The 16,783-nt window shown below is 68.2% G+C and carries 25 protein-coding genes and 1 pseudogene; 13 read left to right on the forward strand and 13 right to left on the reverse strand.

Annotation, left to right across the window (positions count from 1 at the left end):
• Positions 1-796: pseudogene (locus Q0480_RS06325) on the forward strand (chromosome segregation protein SMC); the annotation flags it as partial.
• 2 nt (positions 797-798) lie between these two features.
• Here the strand turns inward: Q0480_RS06325 and Q0480_RS06330 are convergent.
• A complete protein-coding gene (locus tag Q0480_RS06330) occupies positions 799-1,149 on the reverse strand; it encodes a metalloregulator ArsR/SmtB family transcription factor (protein WP_299131543.1) in 351 nt (116 codons plus the stop codon).
• Between the two features lie 227 nt (positions 1,150-1,376).
• Here Q0480_RS06330 and Q0480_RS06335 point away from each other — a divergent pair, with 227 nt between their 5' ends.
• From Q0480_RS06335 to Q0480_RS06360, 6 genes are all read left to right on the forward strand, one after another.
• Positions 1,377-1,775, forward strand: a complete 399-nt coding sequence (locus Q0480_RS06335) for an AtpZ/AtpI family protein (protein ID WP_299131544.1) — start codon at positions 1,377-1,379, stop codon at positions 1,773-1,775.
• Positions 1,776-1,784: 9 nt separating this feature from the next.
• A complete protein-coding gene (locus Q0480_RS06340) occupies positions 1,785-2,546 on the forward strand; it encodes a F0F1 ATP synthase subunit A (RefSeq protein WP_299131545.1) in 762 nt (253 codons plus the stop codon).
• A 48-nt stretch (positions 2,547-2,594) separates the two neighbouring features.
• The gene (locus tag Q0480_RS06345) at positions 2,595-2,831 is read left to right on the forward strand and encodes a F0F1 ATP synthase subunit C (RefSeq protein ID WP_299131546.1); all 237 of its coding nucleotides are present in this window, start codon (positions 2,595-2,597) and stop codon (positions 2,829-2,831) included.
• Between the two features lie 63 nt (positions 2,832-2,894).
• Positions 2,895-3,431, forward strand: a complete 537-nt coding sequence (locus Q0480_RS06350; RefSeq protein ID WP_299131547.1) for a F0F1 ATP synthase subunit B' — start codon at positions 2,895-2,897, stop codon at positions 3,429-3,431.
• A 4-nt stretch (positions 3,432-3,435) separates the two neighbouring features.
• The gene (locus Q0480_RS06355) at positions 3,436-3,927 is read left to right on the forward strand and encodes an ATP F0F1 synthase subunit B (RefSeq protein ID WP_299131548.1); all 492 of its coding nucleotides are present in this window, start codon (positions 3,436-3,438) and stop codon (positions 3,925-3,927) included.
• A 224-nt stretch (positions 3,928-4,151) separates the two neighbouring features.
• Positions 4,152-4,463: a TraR/DksA C4-type zinc finger protein gene (locus Q0480_RS06360; protein ID WP_299131549.1), complete on the forward strand. Its 312-nt coding sequence runs from the start codon at positions 4,152-4,154 to the stop codon at positions 4,461-4,463.
• A gap of 101 nt (positions 4,464-4,564) precedes the next feature.
• On the opposite strand, the gene Q0480_RS06365 is transcribed toward Q0480_RS06360, so the two are convergent.
• On the reverse strand, positions 4,565-5,197 hold the full coding sequence (locus Q0480_RS06365) for an OmpA family protein (RefSeq protein WP_299131550.1): 633 nt from the start codon (positions 5,195-5,197) through the stop codon (positions 4,565-4,567).
• A gap of 98 nt (positions 5,198-5,295) precedes the next feature.
• Complete coding sequence (locus Q0480_RS06370) at positions 5,296-6,156, reverse strand: bifunctional helix-turn-helix domain-containing protein/methylated-DNA--[protein]-cysteine S-methyltransferase (RefSeq protein ID WP_299131551.1); 861 nt, start codon at positions 6,154-6,156, stop codon at positions 5,296-5,298.
• Between the two features lie 115 nt (positions 6,157-6,271).
• Here Q0480_RS06370 and nth point away from each other — a divergent pair, with 115 nt between their 5' ends.
• The 3 genes from nth to Q0480_RS06385 are packed head-to-tail and all read left to right on the forward strand — an operon-like array spanning position 6,272 to position 8,294.
• Positions 6,272-6,916: an endonuclease III gene (gene nth / locus Q0480_RS06375; RefSeq protein WP_299131552.1), complete on the forward strand. Its 645-nt coding sequence runs from the start codon at positions 6,272-6,274 to the stop codon at positions 6,914-6,916.
• Positions 6,913-7,911 (forward strand): adenosine kinase, encoded by a 999-nt coding sequence (locus Q0480_RS06380; RefSeq protein ID WP_299131553.1) that lies wholly within the window; start codon positions 6,913-6,915, stop codon positions 7,909-7,911. The genes nth and Q0480_RS06380 overlap by 4 nt, the downstream gene beginning before the upstream one ends.
• A gap of 17 nt (positions 7,912-7,928) precedes the next feature.
• Entirely contained in the window at positions 7,929-8,294 is a 366-nt protein-coding gene (locus Q0480_RS06385) for a histidine triad nucleotide-binding protein (RefSeq protein WP_299131554.1), read from the forward strand.
• Between the two features lie 109 nt (positions 8,295-8,403).
• Here the strand turns inward: Q0480_RS06385 and Q0480_RS06390 are convergent, their stop codons facing one another.
• Complete coding sequence (locus tag Q0480_RS06390) at positions 8,404-8,673, reverse strand: DUF2277 domain-containing protein (RefSeq protein ID WP_299131555.1); 270 nt, start codon at positions 8,671-8,673, stop codon at positions 8,404-8,406.
• A gap of 166 nt (positions 8,674-8,839) precedes the next feature.
• Between Q0480_RS06390 and Q0480_RS06395 the strand changes: the two genes are divergently transcribed.
• Together Q0480_RS06395 and argF are read left to right on the forward strand one after the other, a co-directional pair.
• Positions 8,840-10,042, forward strand: coding sequence for an aspartate aminotransferase family protein (locus Q0480_RS06395; protein WP_299131556.1), 1,203 nt, complete (start codon positions 8,840-8,842; stop codon positions 10,040-10,042).
• Entirely contained in the window at positions 10,039-10,965 is a 927-nt protein-coding gene (gene argF / locus Q0480_RS06400) for an ornithine carbamoyltransferase (protein ID WP_299131557.1), read from the forward strand. The genes Q0480_RS06395 and argF overlap by 4 nt, the downstream gene beginning before the upstream one ends.
• A gap of 180 nt (positions 10,966-11,145) precedes the next feature.
• On the opposite strand, the gene Q0480_RS06405 is transcribed toward argF, so the two are convergent.
• From Q0480_RS06405 to Q0480_RS06425, 5 genes are read right to left on the reverse strand one after another with little or no spacing between them, the layout of a single operon-like run.
• On the reverse strand, positions 11,146-11,691 hold the full coding sequence (locus Q0480_RS06405) for a flagellar basal body-associated FliL family protein (RefSeq protein ID WP_299131558.1): 546 nt from the start codon (positions 11,689-11,691) through the stop codon (positions 11,146-11,148).
• 14 nt (positions 11,692-11,705) lie between these two features.
• Entirely contained in the window at positions 11,706-12,449 is a 744-nt protein-coding gene (gene flgH / locus Q0480_RS06410; RefSeq protein ID WP_299131559.1) for a flagellar basal body L-ring protein FlgH, read from the reverse strand.
• A complete protein-coding gene (flgA, locus tag Q0480_RS06415) occupies positions 12,446-12,871 on the reverse strand; it encodes a flagellar basal body P-ring formation chaperone FlgA (protein WP_299131560.1) in 426 nt (141 codons plus the stop codon). The genes flgH and flgA overlap by 4 nt, the downstream gene beginning before the upstream one ends.
• Position 12,872: 1 nt before the next feature.
• On the reverse strand, positions 12,873-13,658 hold the full coding sequence (gene flgG, locus Q0480_RS06420; protein WP_299131561.1) for a flagellar basal-body rod protein FlgG: 786 nt from the start codon (positions 13,656-13,658) through the stop codon (positions 12,873-12,875).
• A 28-nt stretch (positions 13,659-13,686) separates the two neighbouring features.
• Positions 13,687-14,409 (reverse strand): flagellar hook-basal body complex protein, encoded by a 723-nt coding sequence (locus Q0480_RS06425; protein WP_299131562.1) that lies wholly within the window; start codon positions 14,407-14,409, stop codon positions 13,687-13,689.
• 197 nt (positions 14,410-14,606) lie between these two features.
• Between Q0480_RS06425 and Q0480_RS06430 the strand changes: the two genes are divergently transcribed.
• The gene (locus Q0480_RS06430) at positions 14,607-15,311 is read left to right on the forward strand and encodes a hypothetical protein (RefSeq protein WP_299131563.1); all 705 of its coding nucleotides are present in this window, start codon (positions 14,607-14,609) and stop codon (positions 15,309-15,311) included.
• Here the strand turns inward: Q0480_RS06430 and Q0480_RS06435 are convergent.
• From Q0480_RS06435 to Q0480_RS06450, 4 genes are read right to left on the reverse strand one after another with little or no spacing between them, the layout of a single operon-like run.
• Positions 15,308-15,574 (reverse strand): flagellar biosynthetic protein FliQ, encoded by a 267-nt coding sequence (locus Q0480_RS06435; RefSeq protein ID WP_299131564.1) that lies wholly within the window; start codon positions 15,572-15,574, stop codon positions 15,308-15,310. The two genes, Q0480_RS06430 and Q0480_RS06435, sit on opposite strands and share 4 nt — an antisense overlap.
• Before the next feature lie 25 nt (positions 15,575-15,599).
• Positions 15,600-15,893, reverse strand: a complete 294-nt coding sequence (fliE, locus tag Q0480_RS06440) for a flagellar hook-basal body complex protein FliE (RefSeq protein WP_299131565.1) — start codon at positions 15,891-15,893, stop codon at positions 15,600-15,602.
• A gap of 28 nt (positions 15,894-15,921) precedes the next feature.
• The gene (flgC, locus tag Q0480_RS06445; protein ID WP_299131566.1) at positions 15,922-16,314 is read right to left on the reverse strand and encodes a flagellar basal body rod protein FlgC; all 393 of its coding nucleotides are present in this window, start codon (positions 16,312-16,314) and stop codon (positions 15,922-15,924) included.
• Positions 16,315-16,326: 12 nt separating this feature from the next.
• Positions 16,327-16,713 (reverse strand): FlgB family protein, encoded by a 387-nt coding sequence (locus Q0480_RS06450; RefSeq protein WP_299131567.1) that lies wholly within the window; start codon positions 16,711-16,713, stop codon positions 16,327-16,329.
• Between the last annotated feature and the right edge of the window lie 70 nt (positions 16,714-16,783).

The following is a 16,783-nucleotide window of genomic DNA, read 5'->3' on the forward strand; positions in this document are numbered from 1 at the left end:
GGAGAGCGCGGCCGCCCGGGCCGAGGCGGAGGCCGAGCGACTGGAGGCCGAAACCGGCCTCGCGCCCGCCGACCTGTTGGCGGGGCTCGGGGTCGAGGTCGCGGCGATCGCGCCGGCGGCCGAGCTCGACGCGGAGGTCGCCCGACTGCGGCGCGTGCGCGACGGGCTCGGCGCGGTCAATCTCCGCGCGGAGGAGGATGCGAAGGAAATCCAGGCCGAGTTCGATCATCTGACGGCCGAGCGCGCGGATCTCGAGGAGGCGATCAAGAAACTGCGCCTCGGGATCGCCGGCCTGAACCGCGAGGGCAGGGGCCGGCTGCTCGCGGCCTTCGACACGGTGAACCGCAATTTCACCACGCTGTTCAAGCATCTGTTCGGCGGCGGCGAGGCCAGCCTCGTGCTGGTCGAAAGCGATGATCCGCTGGAGGCGGGGCTCGAGATCATGTGCCAGCCGCCGGGCAAGAAACTCTCCACCCTCTCCCTCTTGTCGGGCGGCGAGCAGACGCTGACCGCGCTCAGCCTGATCTTCGCGGTCTTCCTCGCCAACCCGTCGCCGATCTGCGTGCTCGACGAAGTGGACGCGCCGCTCGACGATGCGAATGTCGTCCGGTTCTGCGATCTGCTTGACGAGATGATCGAACGCACCGAGACGCGGTTCCTGGTCATCACCCACCACGCGGTCACCATGGGCCGGATGGACCGGCTCTATGGAGTCACCATGGCCGAGCCGGGGGTGAGCCAGCTGGTTTCGGTCGATCTCGCGGCGGCGGAGCGGATGGTCGAGCCGATCGGCTGAGGTCAGTTCTCGTCCCCGTTCGCGCCGAGGAGGCTTTCAAGATAGCGGTCGACCGCGTCGAGATCGACGCCGGCGAAGGCGCCGAAGCCCTGCATCCAGATGGAAGCGGCGTTCAGCCCGTCCGGGTCGAGGCGGCAGACCTTCTCGCGTCCAGCCCGCTCCTGCTCGACCAGCCCGGCGTCGGTCAGCGCCCGCAAATGCTTCGAGACCCCCGCGAGCGACATGTCGAACGGCCGCGCGAGGTCGCTGACACTATGCTCGCCGCCGAGCAGCGCGGTCAGCAGCGCCCGACGCGTCGGATCGGCGAGCGCGGCGAAGATCAGGTCGAGATCCGGCGCCTGTCTGGGCTTCATGACCCACGACATGCGAGGCAGTGTGGGGAAAGTCAACCGTCTGGTTGAGAAACCAGCGCGGAGGGCCGGTTCGTTTTTGTCGGTCCTGGCGCCGAGAATTTTTCGCAGGCGTTTTGCGGGCCCAAATGAAATCAGATGTTTAAACCGAAATGGAACGGATCACGTTCCCTTGACAGCGGGCGCGGCGTTCCTTTACGACCGAAGGCAAGGCAAAGGGGACGTGGGCCATGGATAAGGACCCGTTTCCGGAACGGCTAAAACGGCTCGAAAATCGGATCGCGGCCGCGAAGGCCGCCCGGGCGGAGCCGGAACGGGGGCAGAGCGAGTTTACCCAAGGGTCGCTCGCTTGGCGCATGGTCACGGAACTCGTGGCCGGCATGGGACTGGGGATCGCCGTCGGCTTCGGGCTTGACTGGCTCTTCGGAACCCGGCCCGTGTTTCTGGTGCTGTTCGCGCTCTTGGGTTTCGCGGCCGGCGTGCGCACCATGCTGCGCACGGCGGACGAGGTGAGACACGGACGGGCCGAGGGCGCGCTGATGCGGCCGGGAGCCGGGCCGGACAAGTCGGACCCGGCGGGTCGCGACGGGTTGGATGGGTCGGACCCTCGGGGTCGTGGCGAGAAGTAAGGGGGGACGATGTCCGGCGAGGCGCAAGAAGGCGGCAGCGGTTTCAACATCCACCCGATGGAGCAGTTCGAGCTCCGGCCGCTGTTTGGCGGGCACGATATCCATTGGTACACCATAACCAACGCGACGCTCTGGATGGCTCTGACCGTGGTGGCGGTCGGCCTCCTGATGGTGTTCGGCGCCCGGGGCCGCGCACTGGTGCCGTCGCGGGCGCAGTCGGCGGCCGAGGTCACCTACGGCTTCGTGCGCAAGATGGTCGAGGATGTCGCGGGGAAGCAGGGCGCGCCCTATTTTCCCTATGTTCTGACCATCTTCCTCTTCATCCTTTTCGCCAACCTGCTGGGGCTCATTCCCGGCGCCTTCGCCAGCACGGCGCAGTTCGCGGTGACCGGCCTGCTGGCCATCGCGGTCTTCGTCTCGGTGACGGTGATCGGTTTCGTCAAGCATGGCTCGCATTTCCTGAACCTGTTCTGGGTGTCGACCGCGCCGACCCTCGCCCTGCGCATCGTTCTGGCGGTGATCGAGGTCATCTCGTACTTCGTGCGGCCGGTCAGCCATTCGATCCGGCTTGGCGGCAACCTGATCGCCGGTCACGCGGTGCTGAAAGTGTTCGCGGGCTTCGCCGGGGCGCTCGGGATCGGGGCGATCGTGCCGATCTTCGCCATCACCGCCATGTACGGCCTGGAACTGCTGGTCGCGGTGATCCAGGCCTATGTCTTCGCCATCCTGACCTGTGTCTATCTCAACGATGCGCTGCATCCGGGACACTGACCGTCGGGTCTGAAACCAACGCCATTCCAATCCAAAGGGAGCACCATCATGGAAGGCAATATCGCTGAAATGGGCCAGTTCATCGGCGCCGGCATCGCCTGCATCGGCTGCGGCGGCGCGGGCATCGGCGTGGGCCATGTGGCGGGCAACTTCCTCGCCGGCGCGCTGCGCAACCCGGCGGCGGCGGGCGAGCAGACCGCGACGCTGTTCATCGGCATCGCCTTCGCCGAGGCGCTCGGCATCTTCTCGTTCCTCGTCGCCCTGCTCCTGATGTTCGCCGTCTGATTTCAGACGAGGCACGGAACGCCGCGCGGGATCCGCGCGGGGGCTCATTGGACGGAGTGAGAGATGGCAGGCGAAACGCTCGGCGAAGAAGCCCTGGCACATGCCGAATCCGGCATGCCGCAGCTGGATTTCGCGCATTACCCCAACATGATCTTCTGGTTGTTGGTCGCGCTGGTCGCCATCTACTATATCCTGGTCAAGGTCGCGGTGCCGCGGATCGGCGCGGTGCTCGCGGAGCGCAACGACGCGATTGCCAACGACATCGAGGAGGCGGCGCTGCTCAAGCGCCGCGCGGACGAGGCGGAGGTGGCCTACAACACCGCGCTCGCCCAGGCGCGGGACGAATCGCAGCGAATCGCGGCCGACACCAAGGCGCAGATCGGCAAGGAGCTCGCCACGCTGATGGCCAAGGCCGATGCCGAGATCGCCGCGAAAGCGGCGGAGTCCGAGAAGCGGATCCGCGAGATCCAGGAAAGCGCGACCAAGAGCGTCGAGGACGTCGCCCGGTCCACGGCGGCGGCGATCGTCGAGAGCTTCCTGCCCCAGGTGTTCGACGAGGACGCGGTTGCGGCGGCGGTCACGAACCGGATGAAGGGCTGAGCCGATGGATTTCCTGAACAATACCGAAATCGTCGTCGCGATCGGCTTTCTGATCTTCCTCGCCATTCTCGGCCGTTACCGCGTGCCGACGATGATCTTCGGCAAGCTCGACGAGCGGGCGGCGAAGATCAAGGCCGACCTGGCCGAGGCGCGGGCGCTGCGCGACGAGGCGCAGACCCTGCTCGCGAGCTACGAGCGGCGGCAGAAGGAAGTGAAGACGCAGGCCGAGGCGATCGTCGCGGCGGCCAAGGCCGATGCCGTGAGTTCGGCCGAGGCGGCGAAGGCGGAAATTCGTCGCTCGGTGGCGCGCCGGCTGAAGACCGCGACCGAGCAGATCGACGCGGCCGAGGCGGCGGCTATCCGGCAGATCAAGGATCGCGCGGTAAGCGTCGCGGTCGGCGCCGCCGGCGACGTGATCCGCGGCCGGGTCAAGGCCCAGGAAGCGAACGCGCTGATCGACGCATCGATCAGCGAAGTGGGCGCGAAGCTGCACTGACCCCCTGATTTTACTGTTGACCGGGCGGCGAGGGTGGAAGCCCTCGCCGCCGTCGGTTGTTGGCGCGGCGATGTCGTGCCTGGCGGGGCACGCGCGCCGCGCGGTGGCGTGACACCGGTGGCCGGGCGCGCGGGAATCGTTGACGGCTCGTCGCTTGAGGACAGTCGCTTGATCGCTCCATCGGAACAGGCTAGCCAAAAGCGAACGGTGGGAGGCGCGGGCGCATGAAATCGATCGAGGAGCGCAAGGAGAGGCTGACGGCGCGGCTGGAATATCTGAACGCCCGGCTGCATCGCATCGACCAGGAACTCGACGAGCCGGTCGAGCGGGGCGAGGAATCGATCGAGCGCGAGGATGACGAGGTGCTGGAGGATCTCGGCGCTTCGGGGCTGCAGGAGATCCGCATGATCGAGGCCGCGCTCGACCGGATCGAGCAGGGCACCTTTGGTGCCTGCGTGATCTGTGGCGAGGCGATCGCCGAGGCGCGGCTCGATGCCCTGCCGCAGACGCCGGTCTGCCGGGATTGCGCGACCTGAGCATTTCAGGGGACGCCTGAGCGCGCTTCCGCCGTCTGACCCGATCCGGAATTCCGGAAGCAGCGCGCCCCGTCGTCACGGGGAGCGCGGTCCCCGACGGCTCAGTTCGTCGGCGTGATGACGATCTCGACGCGGCGGTTGAGCGCCCGGCCCTCCGGAGTTTCGTTGCTGGCGATCGGCTGGTGATAGGAGCGGCCGATGGCGGTGACGCGCCAGGCGGGGACGCCGGAATTGATCAGCACGTCGGCGACGGCGCGGGCGCGGCGGTCGGACAGCGTCTGATTGTACGCGGTCGAGCCGGTGTCGTCGGTATGGCCGATCACCTGCACGGTGCTGTTCGGGTGGGCGAGCAGGTTCTGCGACACCGCGACGATGTTGTGGACATATTCCGGGCGAAGATCGGCGCTGGAACTGTCGAAGCTGATCGCCGCAGGTAGGTTCACCACCAGCTGCGCGCCGGTGTTGGTGACCGAGGCGCCGCTGCCGCCGAGCGACTGTTCAAGTGCGCGCTGCTGCGCGTCGAGTTCGTGGCCGATCAAGCCGCCGACGCCGGCCCCGACCGCGCCGCCGATGGCGGTGGAGCGCGCGTCGCCGCCGGCGATCATGCCGGTTACGGCGCCAGCGGTCGCGCCGAGGATGGCGCCGGTCTGGGTCCGGGTGCCGGGCGCGCTGGTGCAGGCCGAAAGCGCGGCGGCGAGGGCGGCGGCCGCGGTCAGGGTGCGGGCTGGTGTCATGGGTCTGTCTGCCTCGGGTTTCTTGCCGAGGCGCTGGTAGCACGCGGTCCGCGCGAGGGAAATGCCGCGTGAGGGCGCCGCCTCGGCCGGGACGGATGTCAGACGGCTTCGTCGAGGCGGGCGGATTCCCAGGCGAGCATGGCGCGCTTGACGCCAAGACCCCAGTGATAGCCGCCGAGGCCGCCGGCCTTGCGCAGGGCGCGGTGGCAAGGGATGAGCCAGCTGACCGGATTTCGGCCGACGGCGGTGCCGACCGCGCGCTGCGCGCTGGGATGACCAACGGCGACGGCGAGGTCGGAATAGGTGGTTACATGGCCGGTGGGCACGCGCAGCAACGCCTCCCAGACCTTGATCTGGAACGGCGCGCCGATCACATGCAGCGCCGTTTCGCCGCCACCGCCGAAGGCGGCCGTCACCCACGGTTCGAGCCGGTCCGCCGCCTCGAGATAGCGCGCCTTCGGCCAGCGGGCGGCGAGGTCGGCGAAGGCGGCCTCGCGTCCGGTCTCGGCGGCGAAGGCGAGGCCGCAGAGGCCGCGATCGGTGCCCATGGCGAGCGCTGGACCGAACGGGCTGTCGAACCAGCCCCAGGCGATGGTGAGGCCCGCGCCGCCGCGGGCGTATTCGCCGGGACTCATCGCCTCCCAGCGCAGGAAGAGATCATGCAGCCGTCCGCCACCGGACAGGCCCGAGGCATGGGCGGCGTCGAGCACGCTGTGCCGCTCGGCGAGCAGCCGCCGCGCATGATCGAGCGTCAGATACTGCTGGAACCGCTTGGGGCTGACCCCGACCCACTGGCTGAAGACCCGCTGGAAATGCGCGGGGCTGAGGCCGACACCGGCGGCCACCTCCTCGAGCGAGGCCTGTTCGGGCGCGCGGTCGGCGATCCGGTCGATGGCACGGGCGATGACGCCATAGTGGTAGGAGAGCGGTTCGGCGATGCTCTCGGCGGTTTCGGACATGGGCGGGCCCCTTCTCGGCTTTGTCCGAATCTCGGGCATCGGGCGCCGGCGCGCCACCCGGATCCTGCGCAAAGCTGGCGCTTGCACGGCTCCAGGGGGCATGCCAAGGGAAGCCATGCCCGCGCAGCTCGACTACCCGACGATATACCAGATCTTCGAGCGGTTCCACGCGGCCGAGCCCGAGCCGCGCGGCGAGCTCCATCACGTCAATGCCTATACCTTGCTGGTCGCGGTCGCGCTGTCGGCGCAGGCCACCGACAAGGGGGTGAACAGGGCGACCGAGGCGCTGTTCCAGCTGGTGGACACGCCGGCGGCGATGCTGGAGCTCGGCGAGGCGCGGCTGGTCGAGCATATCCGCACCATCGGGCTCTACCGCAACAAGGCGAAGAACGTGATGGCGCTGTCGCGGATTCTGGTCGAGCGTCATGGCGGCGTGGTGCCATCCTCGCGCGCCGCGCTCCAGGCCTTGCCCGGGGTGGGGCGCAAGACGGCGAACGTGGTGCTGAACATGTGGTGGCACCTGCCGGCGCAGGCGGTGGACACCCATATCTTTCGCGTCGCGAACCGGACGGGCATCGCCCTCGGGCGCGATGTTCTGGCGGTGGAGCGGGCGCTCGAGGATCAGGTGCCGGCGCCGTTCCAGGGCCATGCGCATCACTGGTTGATCCTGCATGGCCGCTATGTCTGCATGGCGCGCAAGCCGTCCTGTCGGGTCTGTCTGATCCGGGATCTGTGCGAGTTCGAGGAGAAGATATTGTGAGCAAGGCCTATCAGGTGGTGGGAATCGGGAACGCCCTCGTGGACGTGCTCGCTCCGGTCGAGGACGCGTTCCTGGCCGAGGCGGGTGTCGAGAAGGGCATCATGACGCTGATCGACACCGCCCGCGCGGTGGATCTCTACGGCCGGATGGGCCCGGCGCGCGAGGTGTCGGGCGGATCGGCGGCCAACACGATCGCCGGAATCGCCGCGCTGGGCGGGCGCACGGCCTATGTCGGCAAGGTCAGGGACGACCAGCTCGGCGCGATCTTCGCCCACGACCTGCGGGCGCAGGGCGCGGCCTATCGGACACCGCTGGCGCCGAAGAGCCATCCGGCCGAGACCGGGCGCTGCATGGTCATGGTGAGCCCGGACGGCGAACGGTCGATGAGCACCTATCTCGGCGTCTCGGAATTCCTGGCGCCGGATGATATCGACGAGGCCGAGATGGCCGCCGCCGACTGGATTTTCCTCGAAGGCTACCGCTTCGACGGACCGGACAGCATCGCCGCCTTCGAGAAGGCGATCCGCGCGACCAAGACGGCCGGCGGCCGGGTCGGCGTCACCTTGAGCGATCCCTTCTGCGTCGAGCGGCATCGGGCCGAGTTTCTGCGGATGATCGGGGCCGATGTCGATCTGCTCGTCGCGAACGAGCATGAGCTGAGGTCGCTGTACCAGACCGAGGATCTGGAGGCGGCGATGGCCCGGGCGGCCGCCGAGGTGCCGATCACTGCCTGCACGGTGGGGGCGAAGGGCGCCTATGTGCTGTCGGGGGGGGAGCGGGTGCATGCGCCGGCGGTCTCGGGCGCGCGGGTCGTCGATGTGACCGGCGCCGGCGATCTCTTCGCCGCCGGGCTGCTGCACGGGCTGACCTCGGGGCGCGATTTCACGACCTCCGCGCGGATGGGCTGCGTCGCGGCGGGCGAGATCATCGGCCATATCGGCGCGCGGCCCGAGGCGGACCTGCGCGCGCTGTTCGCCGCCGACGGATTGCTGTGACCGCCCAGGGGGAAACGATGAAATATGAATATGACCCGGGAAACATCTTCGCCCGCATCCTGCGCGGCGAGATCCCGAACAGGAAGGTACTGGAAACCGCGCATTGCCTCGCGTTTCACGATGTGAATCCGCGGGCGCCCGTGCATGTGCTGGTGATCCCGAAGAGACCATACGTGAACTATGACCACTTCGTGGCGGAGGCGAGCGCGGAGGAGATGCTGGACTTCAACCGCGCCCTGCTCGCCGTCTGCGAGCAGACCGGGCTGCTGGAGGACGGCTATCGCATGATCACCAACGCCGGCGCCTCGGGCATGCAGGAGGTGCCGCACATGCATATGCACATCCTTGGCGGTCGCGCGATCGGACCGCTGGTGGCACGCTAGGCGTCGAGGGGACGGACGGCGGCCGGGCGTTCGAGGGGGCGGACAAATGTCCGCCCTGCCACGGTGGCCGCGGGCGCCGGGCGCGGCCTTGCAGGAAACCTGACGGATGCTATCGCGCGAAGCGCGCCAGGGACCGCTCCCGCGCCTTCCCGGCCTCGACGGCCCGGTCGCGCGGCTCGGAACTGGTCACCAGCGCGCCGATCAGCAGCCGCGCGGCGCGGCTCACGTCATCGACCGCCCGCTCGAAGGCCGCCTCATTGGCCCGCGACGGCTTGTTGAAGCCGCTCAGCTTGCGCACGAACTGCAGCGCCGCCGCCCGGATCTCCGCGTCCGTCGCCGGCGGCTCGAAATTGTAGAGCGTCCGGATATTCTTGCACATGCCGACCTCCCGCCTTTCCGCCCAAGATGCGCGCCGCCGCCGCCGCATCAAGCCCCCGCGCTGAATTGACTTGGCCCCCGGCTTGCGGCAGAAGGGCGCCTCGCCCCGGGTCAGCATCCGCTCATGGGGTTTTTTTCGTTTGGGACATACCGGGGAGGGTTTCGCCGTGATCTCGTCCGTCCTTCCGACCTATGCGCGGGCGCCGCTCTCCTTCGTGAGGGGCGAGGGTCCATGGCTGATCGAGGAGGGCGGCGACCGCTATCTCGACCTCGGCGCCGGCATCGCGGTCTGCCTGCTCGGGCATGCCCATCCCGCGCTCGTCAAGGCGCTGGAGGATCAGGGCCGGCTGCTCTGGCACACGTCGAACCTCTACCGGATCCCCAACCAGGAGGCGCTGGCGGCGCGGCTGGTCGAGGCGACCTTCGCCGATACCGTGTTCTTCACCAATTCCGGGACCGAGACGATCGAATGCGCGGTCAAGATGGCCCGCAAGCATTTCAGCGCCAAGGGCGAGCCGGAGCGCTTCCGGATCATCAGCTTCGAGGGCTCGTTCCACGGCCGCAGCGCGGCGGCGATCGCGGCGGCGGGATCGGAGAAGATGGTCAAGGGCTTCGGCCCGGTGCTGCCCGGATTCGACGTGCTGCCCTTCGGCGACCGCGACGCGCTTCTGGCCGCGATCGGGCCGGAGACCGCGGCGATCCTGATCGAGCCGATCCAGGGCGAGGGTGGGATTCGCGTGGTGCCGGCCGAGACGCTGCGCGAGCTGCGCGCGCTCTGCGACCAGCACGGCATGCTGCTGATCCTCGACGAGATCCAGTGCGGACTCGGCCGGACCGGCAAGCTCTTCCATCACGAATGGGCCGGGATCACGCCGGACATCATGACCATCGCCAAGGGCATCGGCGGCGGCTTCCCGCTCGGCGCCTGCCTCGCCACCGAGGCGGCGGCCAGCGGCATGGGGCTCGGCACCCATGGCAGCACCTATGGCGGCAATCCGCTGGCCTGCGCGATCGGCCTCGCGGTGATGGACGAAGTGGGTGCGCCGGGCTTTCTCGACGCGGTGAGCCGGACGGCGGGGCGGCTGCGCCAGGGGCTCGAGGGGCTGGTCGCCGCGCATCCGACCGTGTTCGAGGCGGTCCGGGGCGAGGGGCTGATGCTCGGTCTGAAATGCGTCGTGCCGAACACCGACGTGGTAGGAGCGGGCTATGGCGCGCATGTCCTCGTGGTTGGCGCCGCCGAGAACGTCGTCCGCCTGCTGCCGCCGCTGAACCTGACCGAGGCCGAGGTGGACGAGGGCCTGCGCCGGCTGGACGCGGCGGCCAGCGCGATCGAGCGCGCGGCCGCGAACGTCGTCGAGCCGGCGGAATGAGACATTTCCTCGATCTGCACACCACGCCGGCGGCGGAGTTGCGCGGCATGCTCGCCGCCGCCGATGCGATGAAGGCGGCCCGCGCCGGCCGGCCGAAGGGCGCGCCCGACGCCGAGCAGCCGCTCGCCGGGCGGATGGTGGCACTTATCTTCGAGAAGCCATCGACCCGGACCCGGGTCAGCTTCGACGTCGGCGTGCGGCAGATGGGCGGCGAGACGCTGATCCTGTCCGGCGCCGAGATGCAGCTCGGCCATGGCGAGACCATCGCCGACACCGCGCGGGTGCTGTCGCGCTATGTCGACCTGATCATGATCCGGACCTTCGAGGAAACGACGCTGCTCGAATTCGCGGAATATGCCAGCGTGCCGGTGATCAACGGCCTGACCAATGCCAGCCACCCCTGCCAGATCATGGCCGACGTGATGACCTACGAGGAGCATCGGGGACCGATCAAGGGCGCCAAGGTGGTCTGGACCGGCGACGGCAACAATGTCTGCGCCTCCTTCCTGCATGGCGCCGGGCAGTTCGGCTATGACTTCACCTTCACCGGCCCAGAGACGCTGGAGCCCGCCCGGCCGGCGGTCGATTTTGCGAAGGGCAAGGGCGCGCGGATCGAGATCGAGCGCGACCCCTACCGCGCGGTGGCCGGCGCCGATCTCGTGGTGGCCGACACCTGGCTGTCGATGCATGATGCGCAGTCGGCGCGGGAGCGACGGCACAACCAGCTCCGCCCCTATCAGGTCACGGCGGCGCTGATGGCGGCGGCCAAGCCCGAGGCGCTGTTCATGCACTGCCTGCCCGCCCACCGATCGGAAGAGGTGACGAGCGAGGTGATGGACGGTCCGCGCTCGGTGGTATTCGACGAGGCGGAAAACCGGCTGCATGCGCAGAAGGCGATCCTGCGCTGGTGTCTCGGGGTCTGACGGGGCGCGCCCTCCGGGGCGCCGGCCGCGGTTCGCGGCCATCCGGAGCGCGCGGTGCGCGCGAGTCTGTTTGGTTTGCTTTCCGACTGTTGTCGGAAAGCGACTGCTCTCCAGGTTAGCAAACCCGTATGAACGCAGGGGGCGCGCGACGATGGCGGGCGCCTGTCTTCCTCGCGACGTTCAGACGTCCTGGCGGGCGATTTCGGTGATGAGAATTTCGCCGACGGGGGTCTCGGGCAGGGTTTCGCGGGCGGATTTCAGCAGGGCGGACTTCAGGTCGTCCATCTTCTGGCCGCTGGTGAAGCTGCCGTCGAAGCCGCCGGTATTGGCATGGCGGAACATCACCTTGAGAAAGCCGTCGCGCAGCCGCGGCTCGGCCGCCTTCGCCGCCGCCTCGGCTTCATGGCCGACCGCGACCGAGAGCGAGACCACCACCATGGCGCGGACCTTCTCGTCGCGAAAGATCGGCACGACGAACGGCTTCGAGATCTCGACATAGGAGAGCTCGCCCTTCGGCGCCTCGGCGTCGTGGTCGGCGGCGTACGGGTCCGGCGTCGGGCAGGGGGTACCGGTATGGTCCGCCGCCGCGCCTTCGGGCCGCGCCTCGCCGGCCGGCGCGGCGCAGGCCGAGGCGGTCTCCTCGGCGGGTGGCTTCAGCGCGAGTCCGGCGCCGACGCCCGCTCCGAGGCCGAGCAGCGCGATCACGAGCGGGACGAGCAGTTTCATCGGCGGCGGCTCCCTCAGTAAGGCATGACGATGTCCGTCACCTGCTGGCCGTAGCGAGGCTGCTGGGCGCTGGTGATCTGGCCGCGGCCGCCGTAGGAGATGCGCGCGCCGGCGATGCGGTCATAGGCGATCTCGTTGTAGCGGTTGATATCCTCGGTCTGGACGATGCCGCTGACCTGCAGGTCGCGCAGTTCGTTGTTCACCCGGACCTCCTGATCGCCCTGGATGACGAGCTGGCCGTTCGGCAAGACCTGGACTACGGTGGCGGCGATGCGCAGCTGCAGCTTCTCGTTGCGGCGGGTGGAGCCGTTGCCCTTGAATTCGGACGCGCCGGAGACATCGAGTTCGGGCGACAGCATGTCGACGCTGAACGGCAGGATCTTCGTCACGCCGAAGGCCGCCTTCAGCTCCGCCTGCTCGCTCCCCGACCGGGTGCGCGAGGTGGTGTTGCGCATCTCGGCCTCCTCGTCGATCTCGATCGCGACGGTCAGGAGGTCGCCGAGGCTGCGCGCGCGGCGGTCGCCGAGCAGGCCGGAAGGGCCGGTGCTCCAGAGCGAGGCCTGCTGATAGTCGTAGCGCGCGGCCTGCGGCGGCGGCACGGCGATCGCGGCGCGCTCGGCGGTGAGGATCGGCTGGGCGTCGATCTCGGCCGCGCCGATCGTGGTCATCGCCGGCGGCTGACCGATCGGGCCGCAGGCGATCGGCGCCAGGGCGAGGCAGATGGCGAGACGGGTCGCGGGGCGCGCCGGGATCTTCATTTCGTAACCTCGATGCTGCCGTTCGCGGCGACGACGCCGGTCACGATCTGTTTCGACGTGAGGTTCATCACCCGTGCCGGTTCGCCCACTCCGGCGCGATCCAGCGCGCGCCCCTCGGTGACGATGGTGAGTGGCCCGTCGGCGAAGGTCATGCGCACCAGCTGGTTGCGTGCGATCACCGCCGGCGAGCCGATCTGGCTTTCGAGGATCGGCCGTCCGGTATAGAGCGTCGCCCGCGCCTCGCGGCCGACGACGGCGCCGATGTCGGCGAAGGCGCCGGGGGTCGTCTCGTCGGTCACCGTCAGGTCGGCTTCCGAGATCAGCGTCTGGGCGCGGATCGGGCGCGCCGGCACCACGGTCTGGGCCGCCGCCGCGACCGGCAGCAGCGTCAGGGCCGCGAGGAGAAGCGCAGCACCGGCCATGTCAGCGGATCTGCACGGTCGCGGCCAGCATCTCGTCGGCGGCGGTGATTACCTTCGCATTCATCTCGTAGCCGCGCTGGGCCTCGATCAGGCCGGTGATCTCGCGCACCGCGTCGACCGAGGAGGCCTCGAGATAGCCCTGGCGGAACGTTCCGCGACCGTCCTCGCCCGCCTCGCCGACGTTCGGCGTGCCCGAGGCTTCGGTCTCCTTGAACAGGTTCGAGCCCATGGCCTCGAGCCCCTGCGCATTGACGAAGGTGGTCAGATTGAACTGGCCGAGCAACTGCGCCTGGGTCTGGCCGTCGAAATAGGCATAGACCTCGCCGGCGGAATTGATGGTCACGTCCTTCGCATCCTCGGGGATGGTGATGTCGCCGGCCACGGCGAAGCCGTCGGCGGTGACGATCAGGCCGTCGCCGTTGCGTTTCAGCGCGCCGTCCCGGGTATAGGCGGGATCACCGTTCGGCAGCGCCACCTCGAGATAGCCCTCGCCCTCGATGGCAAGGTCGAGCGTGCCGCCGGTCTCGGTCACCGAGCCCTGCTGGATCTCCACCGCCACCGCCGCCGAGCGCACCCCGAGGCCGAGCTGCACGCCGGCCGGCAGCACGGTGCCGTCGGTGGAATTGATCGTGCCGGGCCGCGCCACCTGCTGGTAATGCAGGTCGGCGAATTCGGCGCGACGCGGATCATAGGCCGTGGTGCTCATGTTCGAGAGATTGTTCGAGATCACCTCGACCCGCGTCTGCTGGGCCGCCATGCCGGTCGCCGCGATGTTCAGTGCACGCATCGGTTACTCCTCGGGGAACTTCGGTAGGCTAGCCGGCGGCGCCGAGGATGCGGACCACGGCGCGGATGCGCTCGTCCTCCTGATCCATCAGCTTCTGGCCGTATTCGTAGGCGCGCTGCACTTCGATCATGCGGGCGATCTCGCTCACGGGATTGACGTTCGACTGTTCGACGAAGCCCTGGAGCACGCGGCCGTTCTCGATCGGAACGGTGCCGCCGTCGGCGCGGAACAGGACGCCGGATTCGCGGAAGAGCTTGGTCTGGTCCTCGACGGTGACGAGCCCGACCTTGGCGATCGGCTCGCCGTCCGCCGAGATCGTGCCGTCCGAGGCGACGCCGATCGACTTCGCCTCGAAGGGGATGACCATGGCGCCGCCGCCTTCGTCGAGCAGCAGGTCGCCGCCCTCGGTCATGATCTCGCCGGTCGGGCCGCGCAGGAAGGAGCCGGCGCGGGTCAGCCGCTCGCCCTGTGGGGTCTGGACGGTGAAATAACCCTCGCCCTCGATGGCGAGGTCGAGCGGCGCGTCGGTCTGGGTGAGGGCGCCCTGAAGCTCGTCGGTGTAGCGGGCGCGGGCCTCGGTCATCGCGACGCTGTTGCCCTCGGCGGGCAGCGCCTGGACCTCCTCGGCGAAGATCACGCCCTCGCGCCGGAAACCGGTGGTGGAGATGTTGGCGATGTTGTTGGCGACGGACTGCATTTCCTTGGCCAGTCCCGACTGGCGCGTCAGCGCCACATAGCCCGCGAGGTCCATCGCCAGATCTCCTGCCTTCTGCTTCACCGGCGCGCGAAGGGAGCACGCCTCGCGGGGACCGTGCGCCGGTTTGGTAAATATTTGGTCAAAGACCCGGCTGCGATTGGGGACGGTCTGTGATAGATAGTTCTCGCGCGATTTGCGCAGGGTGGATGTGGGGGTAAGAAACTATGGCCCGGATAAAGGCATATGCCAGCATGGATATGATCGGTGGGCGGAGGTATATCGCGGATATCGTCTACGCGGATGAAGACGTATTACAGCTTTCAGACGGGCGTAGGGATTCATTCTATTTCGGTGATTTTCGGTACCCGAATGGCGAGTGGAAAGGCACAATAGAGAAGATCCAAGGCTACTATGACGGCGAACTGGTCTCCCACATCAGTGGCCTGCACCTGAGCACTCGATATGCGACAGTTGGAACAACCGCCGAGTCGGCCTATCGCAGTGCGCTTGATGGAGGCGATACCTTCATCGGCTCAGACTTCCGTGACCGCCTCGTCGGCTACGCGGGCGACGACAAGATGGTTGGGCGCGGCGGGAAAGACGAATTGCGCGGCCTCACGGGGGCGGACAGTCTCGACGGCGGGCGTGACGCGGACCGGCTCAGCGGCGGCGCGGGCCGCGACTTCATTCGGGGCGGTCACGGCGATGACAAACTCTGGGGCGGGGCGGACCGGGATATCTTCGTGTTCGACAACTCGGACGGGGCCGATCAGATCGCGGACTTCATCGACGGCGAGGACAAGATCCAGATCGAATCCGGGGCCAGCCGCTTCGGGCAGTTGGACATCGAGCAGCTTGGTCGGCATGTGGAGATCGCGTTCGACGATACCGTCATCATGGTACGAAACGCCGACGCGGACGATTTCTCCGCCCGCGATTTCCTATTCGACATCTAGCGCCCGATGATCAGCGGGATGATTTCGCCCTGGTAAAACACGACCAGCGTGTGGCCGGAGAAACTCATCGTCGCCCAGAAGACGACGAGGATCGCGGCGAGCTTCGGCACGAAGGTCAGGGTCATTTCCTGGACCGAGGTCAGCGCCTGGACGAGGCCGATGGCAAGCCCGACCACCAGCGCCACGGCGAGGATCGGCGTCGAGATGATCAACGCGGTCCAGAGCGCCTGGCGCAGGATGTCGAGGAGCGCGGCCTCGGTCATGGGAAGGCGCCTCGCGGCGGGCCCGTCAGACCGGCATGCGCAGGATTTCCTGATAGGCCTCGACCACCTTGTCGCGGACGGCGACGGCGGTCTGCACCGCCATTTCGGTGGCGGCCAGCGCCTCGACCACGGCCTGCGGATCGGCGCGGCCGACGAGGCCGGACTGCACCGTCGCCTCGCTGGAGCGCAGGGTTTCCATGAAGTCGCGGGTCGCGGTCGCGAAGGCGGCGCCTGCGGTCCCGGTGCTCTCGGGGGCGGGTTTCGCGACGGTCTGGACCTGGGAATAGAGCTGGGTCGCGAGAGTGGAGCGGATATCCATCGGTCAGGCGCCTTTCTGGCGGGTGGAGTTACTTGCGCAGCAGGCCGAGGAGCGAGCTCGCCATCTGGCGGGCCTGGTCGAACATGCGCAGGTTGGCCTCGTAGGAGCGGTTCGCCTCGCGGGCGTCGGCGATCTCGATGACGAGATCGACGTTGGAGCTGGTGTAGTAGCCCTCGTCGTTGGCGAGCGGGTTGGTGGGGTCATAGATCTGGGTCAGATCGCTCTGATCGAGCATCACCGGGCTCGTCGTCACCGTCACCGGCTCGCCCGGCCGGGCATAGGCCTCCTCGAACGAGACGGTCTTCCGGCGGTATCCGGGGGTGTCGGCGTTGGCGATGTTCTCGGAGCCGAGCCGCACGCGCGCGGCCTGGGCGCGCATGCCGCTGGCCGAGGCCGCCATCGTCTTCATCATCTCGTTCATCGGCGGTCTCCGTTACTTGCCGAGCGAGGCGCGCAGGATGTTGAGTGACTTTTCATAGACGCCCATCGCCAGTTCGTGGCTCTGGCGGATATCGGCGGCCCGGGTCATCTGGTCCTCCAGCGAAACGGAGTTGCCGTTCGGGCTTTCGGCGCCGAGCACGGTCGAGTCGTGCACGCCGAAACCGTGCGGCGAGCCGAAGGCGACGTGCTGCGGCCGCGTCGTCTTCGCGGTGAAGGGCGCCATCCGGTCTTCCAGCGTGGCGGCGAAATCATCGACGTCGCGCGCGTGGTAGCCGGGGGTGTCGGCATTGGCGATATTCTCGGAAATGATCGTCTGGCGCGTCGAGGCATGCGAGGCGAGCTGGCTCGCCAGCCGCAGCACATTGAGGTTCAGATCCATGGCGCGGTTTCTCCGGCGGGCTCCTTCGAAACGGGGATTTAACGCTTGATGGTTGACAAAGCGTAAGCAG

It is taken from the genome of uncultured Amaricoccus sp. (assembly GCF_937891315.1).
Lineage (GTDB): Bacteria > Pseudomonadota > Alphaproteobacteria > Rhodobacterales > Rhodobacteraceae > Amaricoccus.

What these genes read in the sequence shown, in the direction of transcription:
- Q0480_RS06330 (WP_299131543.1), bottom strand. Translation starts at nt 1,149, where the DNA reads ATGAAGCCCAGACAGGCGCCGGATCTCGACCTGATCTTCGCCGCGCTC.
- Q0480_RS06335 (WP_299131544.1), top strand. Translation starts at nt 1,377, where the DNA reads ATGGATAAGGACCCGTTTCCGGAACGGCTAAAACGGCTCGAAAATCGG.
- Q0480_RS06340 (WP_299131545.1), top strand. Translation starts at nt 1,785, where the DNA reads ATGTCCGGCGAGGCGCAAGAAGGCGGCAGCGGTTTCAACATCCACCCG.
- Q0480_RS06345 (WP_299131546.1), top strand. Translation starts at nt 2,595, where the DNA reads ATGGAAGGCAATATCGCTGAAATGGGCCAGTTCATCGGCGCCGGCATC.
- Q0480_RS06350 (WP_299131547.1), top strand. Translation starts at nt 2,895, where the DNA reads ATGGCAGGCGAAACGCTCGGCGAAGAAGCCCTGGCACATGCCGAATCC.
- Q0480_RS06355 (WP_299131548.1), top strand. Translation starts at nt 3,436, where the DNA reads ATGGATTTCCTGAACAATACCGAAATCGTCGTCGCGATCGGCTTTCTG.
- Q0480_RS06360 (WP_299131549.1), top strand. Translation starts at nt 4,152, where the DNA reads ATGAAATCGATCGAGGAGCGCAAGGAGAGGCTGACGGCGCGGCTGGAA.
- Q0480_RS06365 (WP_299131550.1), bottom strand. Translation starts at nt 5,197, where the DNA reads ATGACACCAGCCCGCACCCTGACCGCGGCCGCCGCCCTCGCCGCCGCG.
- Q0480_RS06370 (WP_299131551.1), bottom strand. Translation starts at nt 6,156, where the DNA reads ATGTCCGAAACCGCCGAGAGCATCGCCGAACCGCTCTCCTACCACTAT.
- nth (WP_299131552.1), top strand. Translation starts at nt 6,272, where the DNA reads ATGCCCGCGCAGCTCGACTACCCGACGATATACCAGATCTTCGAGCGG.
- Q0480_RS06385 (WP_299131554.1), top strand. Translation starts at nt 7,929, where the DNA reads ATGAAATATGAATATGACCCGGGAAACATCTTCGCCCGCATCCTGCGC.
- Q0480_RS06390 (WP_299131555.1), bottom strand. Translation starts at nt 8,673, where the DNA reads ATGTGCAAGAATATCCGGACGCTCTACAATTTCGAGCCGCCGGCGACG.
- argF (WP_299131557.1), top strand. Translation starts at nt 10,039, where the DNA reads ATGAGACATTTCCTCGATCTGCACACCACGCCGGCGGCGGAGTTGCGC.
- Q0480_RS06405 (WP_299131558.1), bottom strand. Translation starts at nt 11,691, where the DNA reads ATGAAACTGCTCGTCCCGCTCGTGATCGCGCTGCTCGGCCTCGGAGCG.
- flgH (WP_299131559.1), bottom strand. Translation starts at nt 12,449, where the DNA reads ATGAAGATCCCGGCGCGCCCCGCGACCCGTCTCGCCATCTGCCTCGCC.
- flgA (WP_299131560.1), bottom strand. Translation starts at nt 12,871, where the DNA reads ATGGCCGGTGCTGCGCTTCTCCTCGCGGCCCTGACGCTGCTGCCGGTC.
- flgG (WP_299131561.1), bottom strand. Translation starts at nt 13,658, where the DNA reads ATGCGTGCACTGAACATCGCGGCGACCGGCATGGCGGCCCAGCAGACG.
- Q0480_RS06425 (WP_299131562.1), bottom strand. Translation starts at nt 14,409, where the DNA reads ATGGACCTCGCGGGCTATGTGGCGCTGACGCGCCAGTCGGGACTGGCC.
- Q0480_RS06430 (WP_299131563.1), top strand. Translation starts at nt 14,607, where the DNA reads ATGGATATGATCGGTGGGCGGAGGTATATCGCGGATATCGTCTACGCG.
- Q0480_RS06435 (WP_299131564.1), bottom strand. Translation starts at nt 15,574, where the DNA reads ATGACCGAGGCCGCGCTCCTCGACATCCTGCGCCAGGCGCTCTGGACC.
- fliE (WP_299131565.1), bottom strand. Translation starts at nt 15,893, where the DNA reads ATGGATATCCGCTCCACTCTCGCGACCCAGCTCTATTCCCAGGTCCAG.
- flgC (WP_299131566.1), bottom strand. Translation starts at nt 16,314, where the DNA reads ATGAACGAGATGATGAAGACGATGGCGGCCTCGGCCAGCGGCATGCGC.
- Q0480_RS06450 (WP_299131567.1), bottom strand. Translation starts at nt 16,713, where the DNA reads ATGGATCTGAACCTCAATGTGCTGCGGCTGGCGAGCCAGCTCGCCTCG.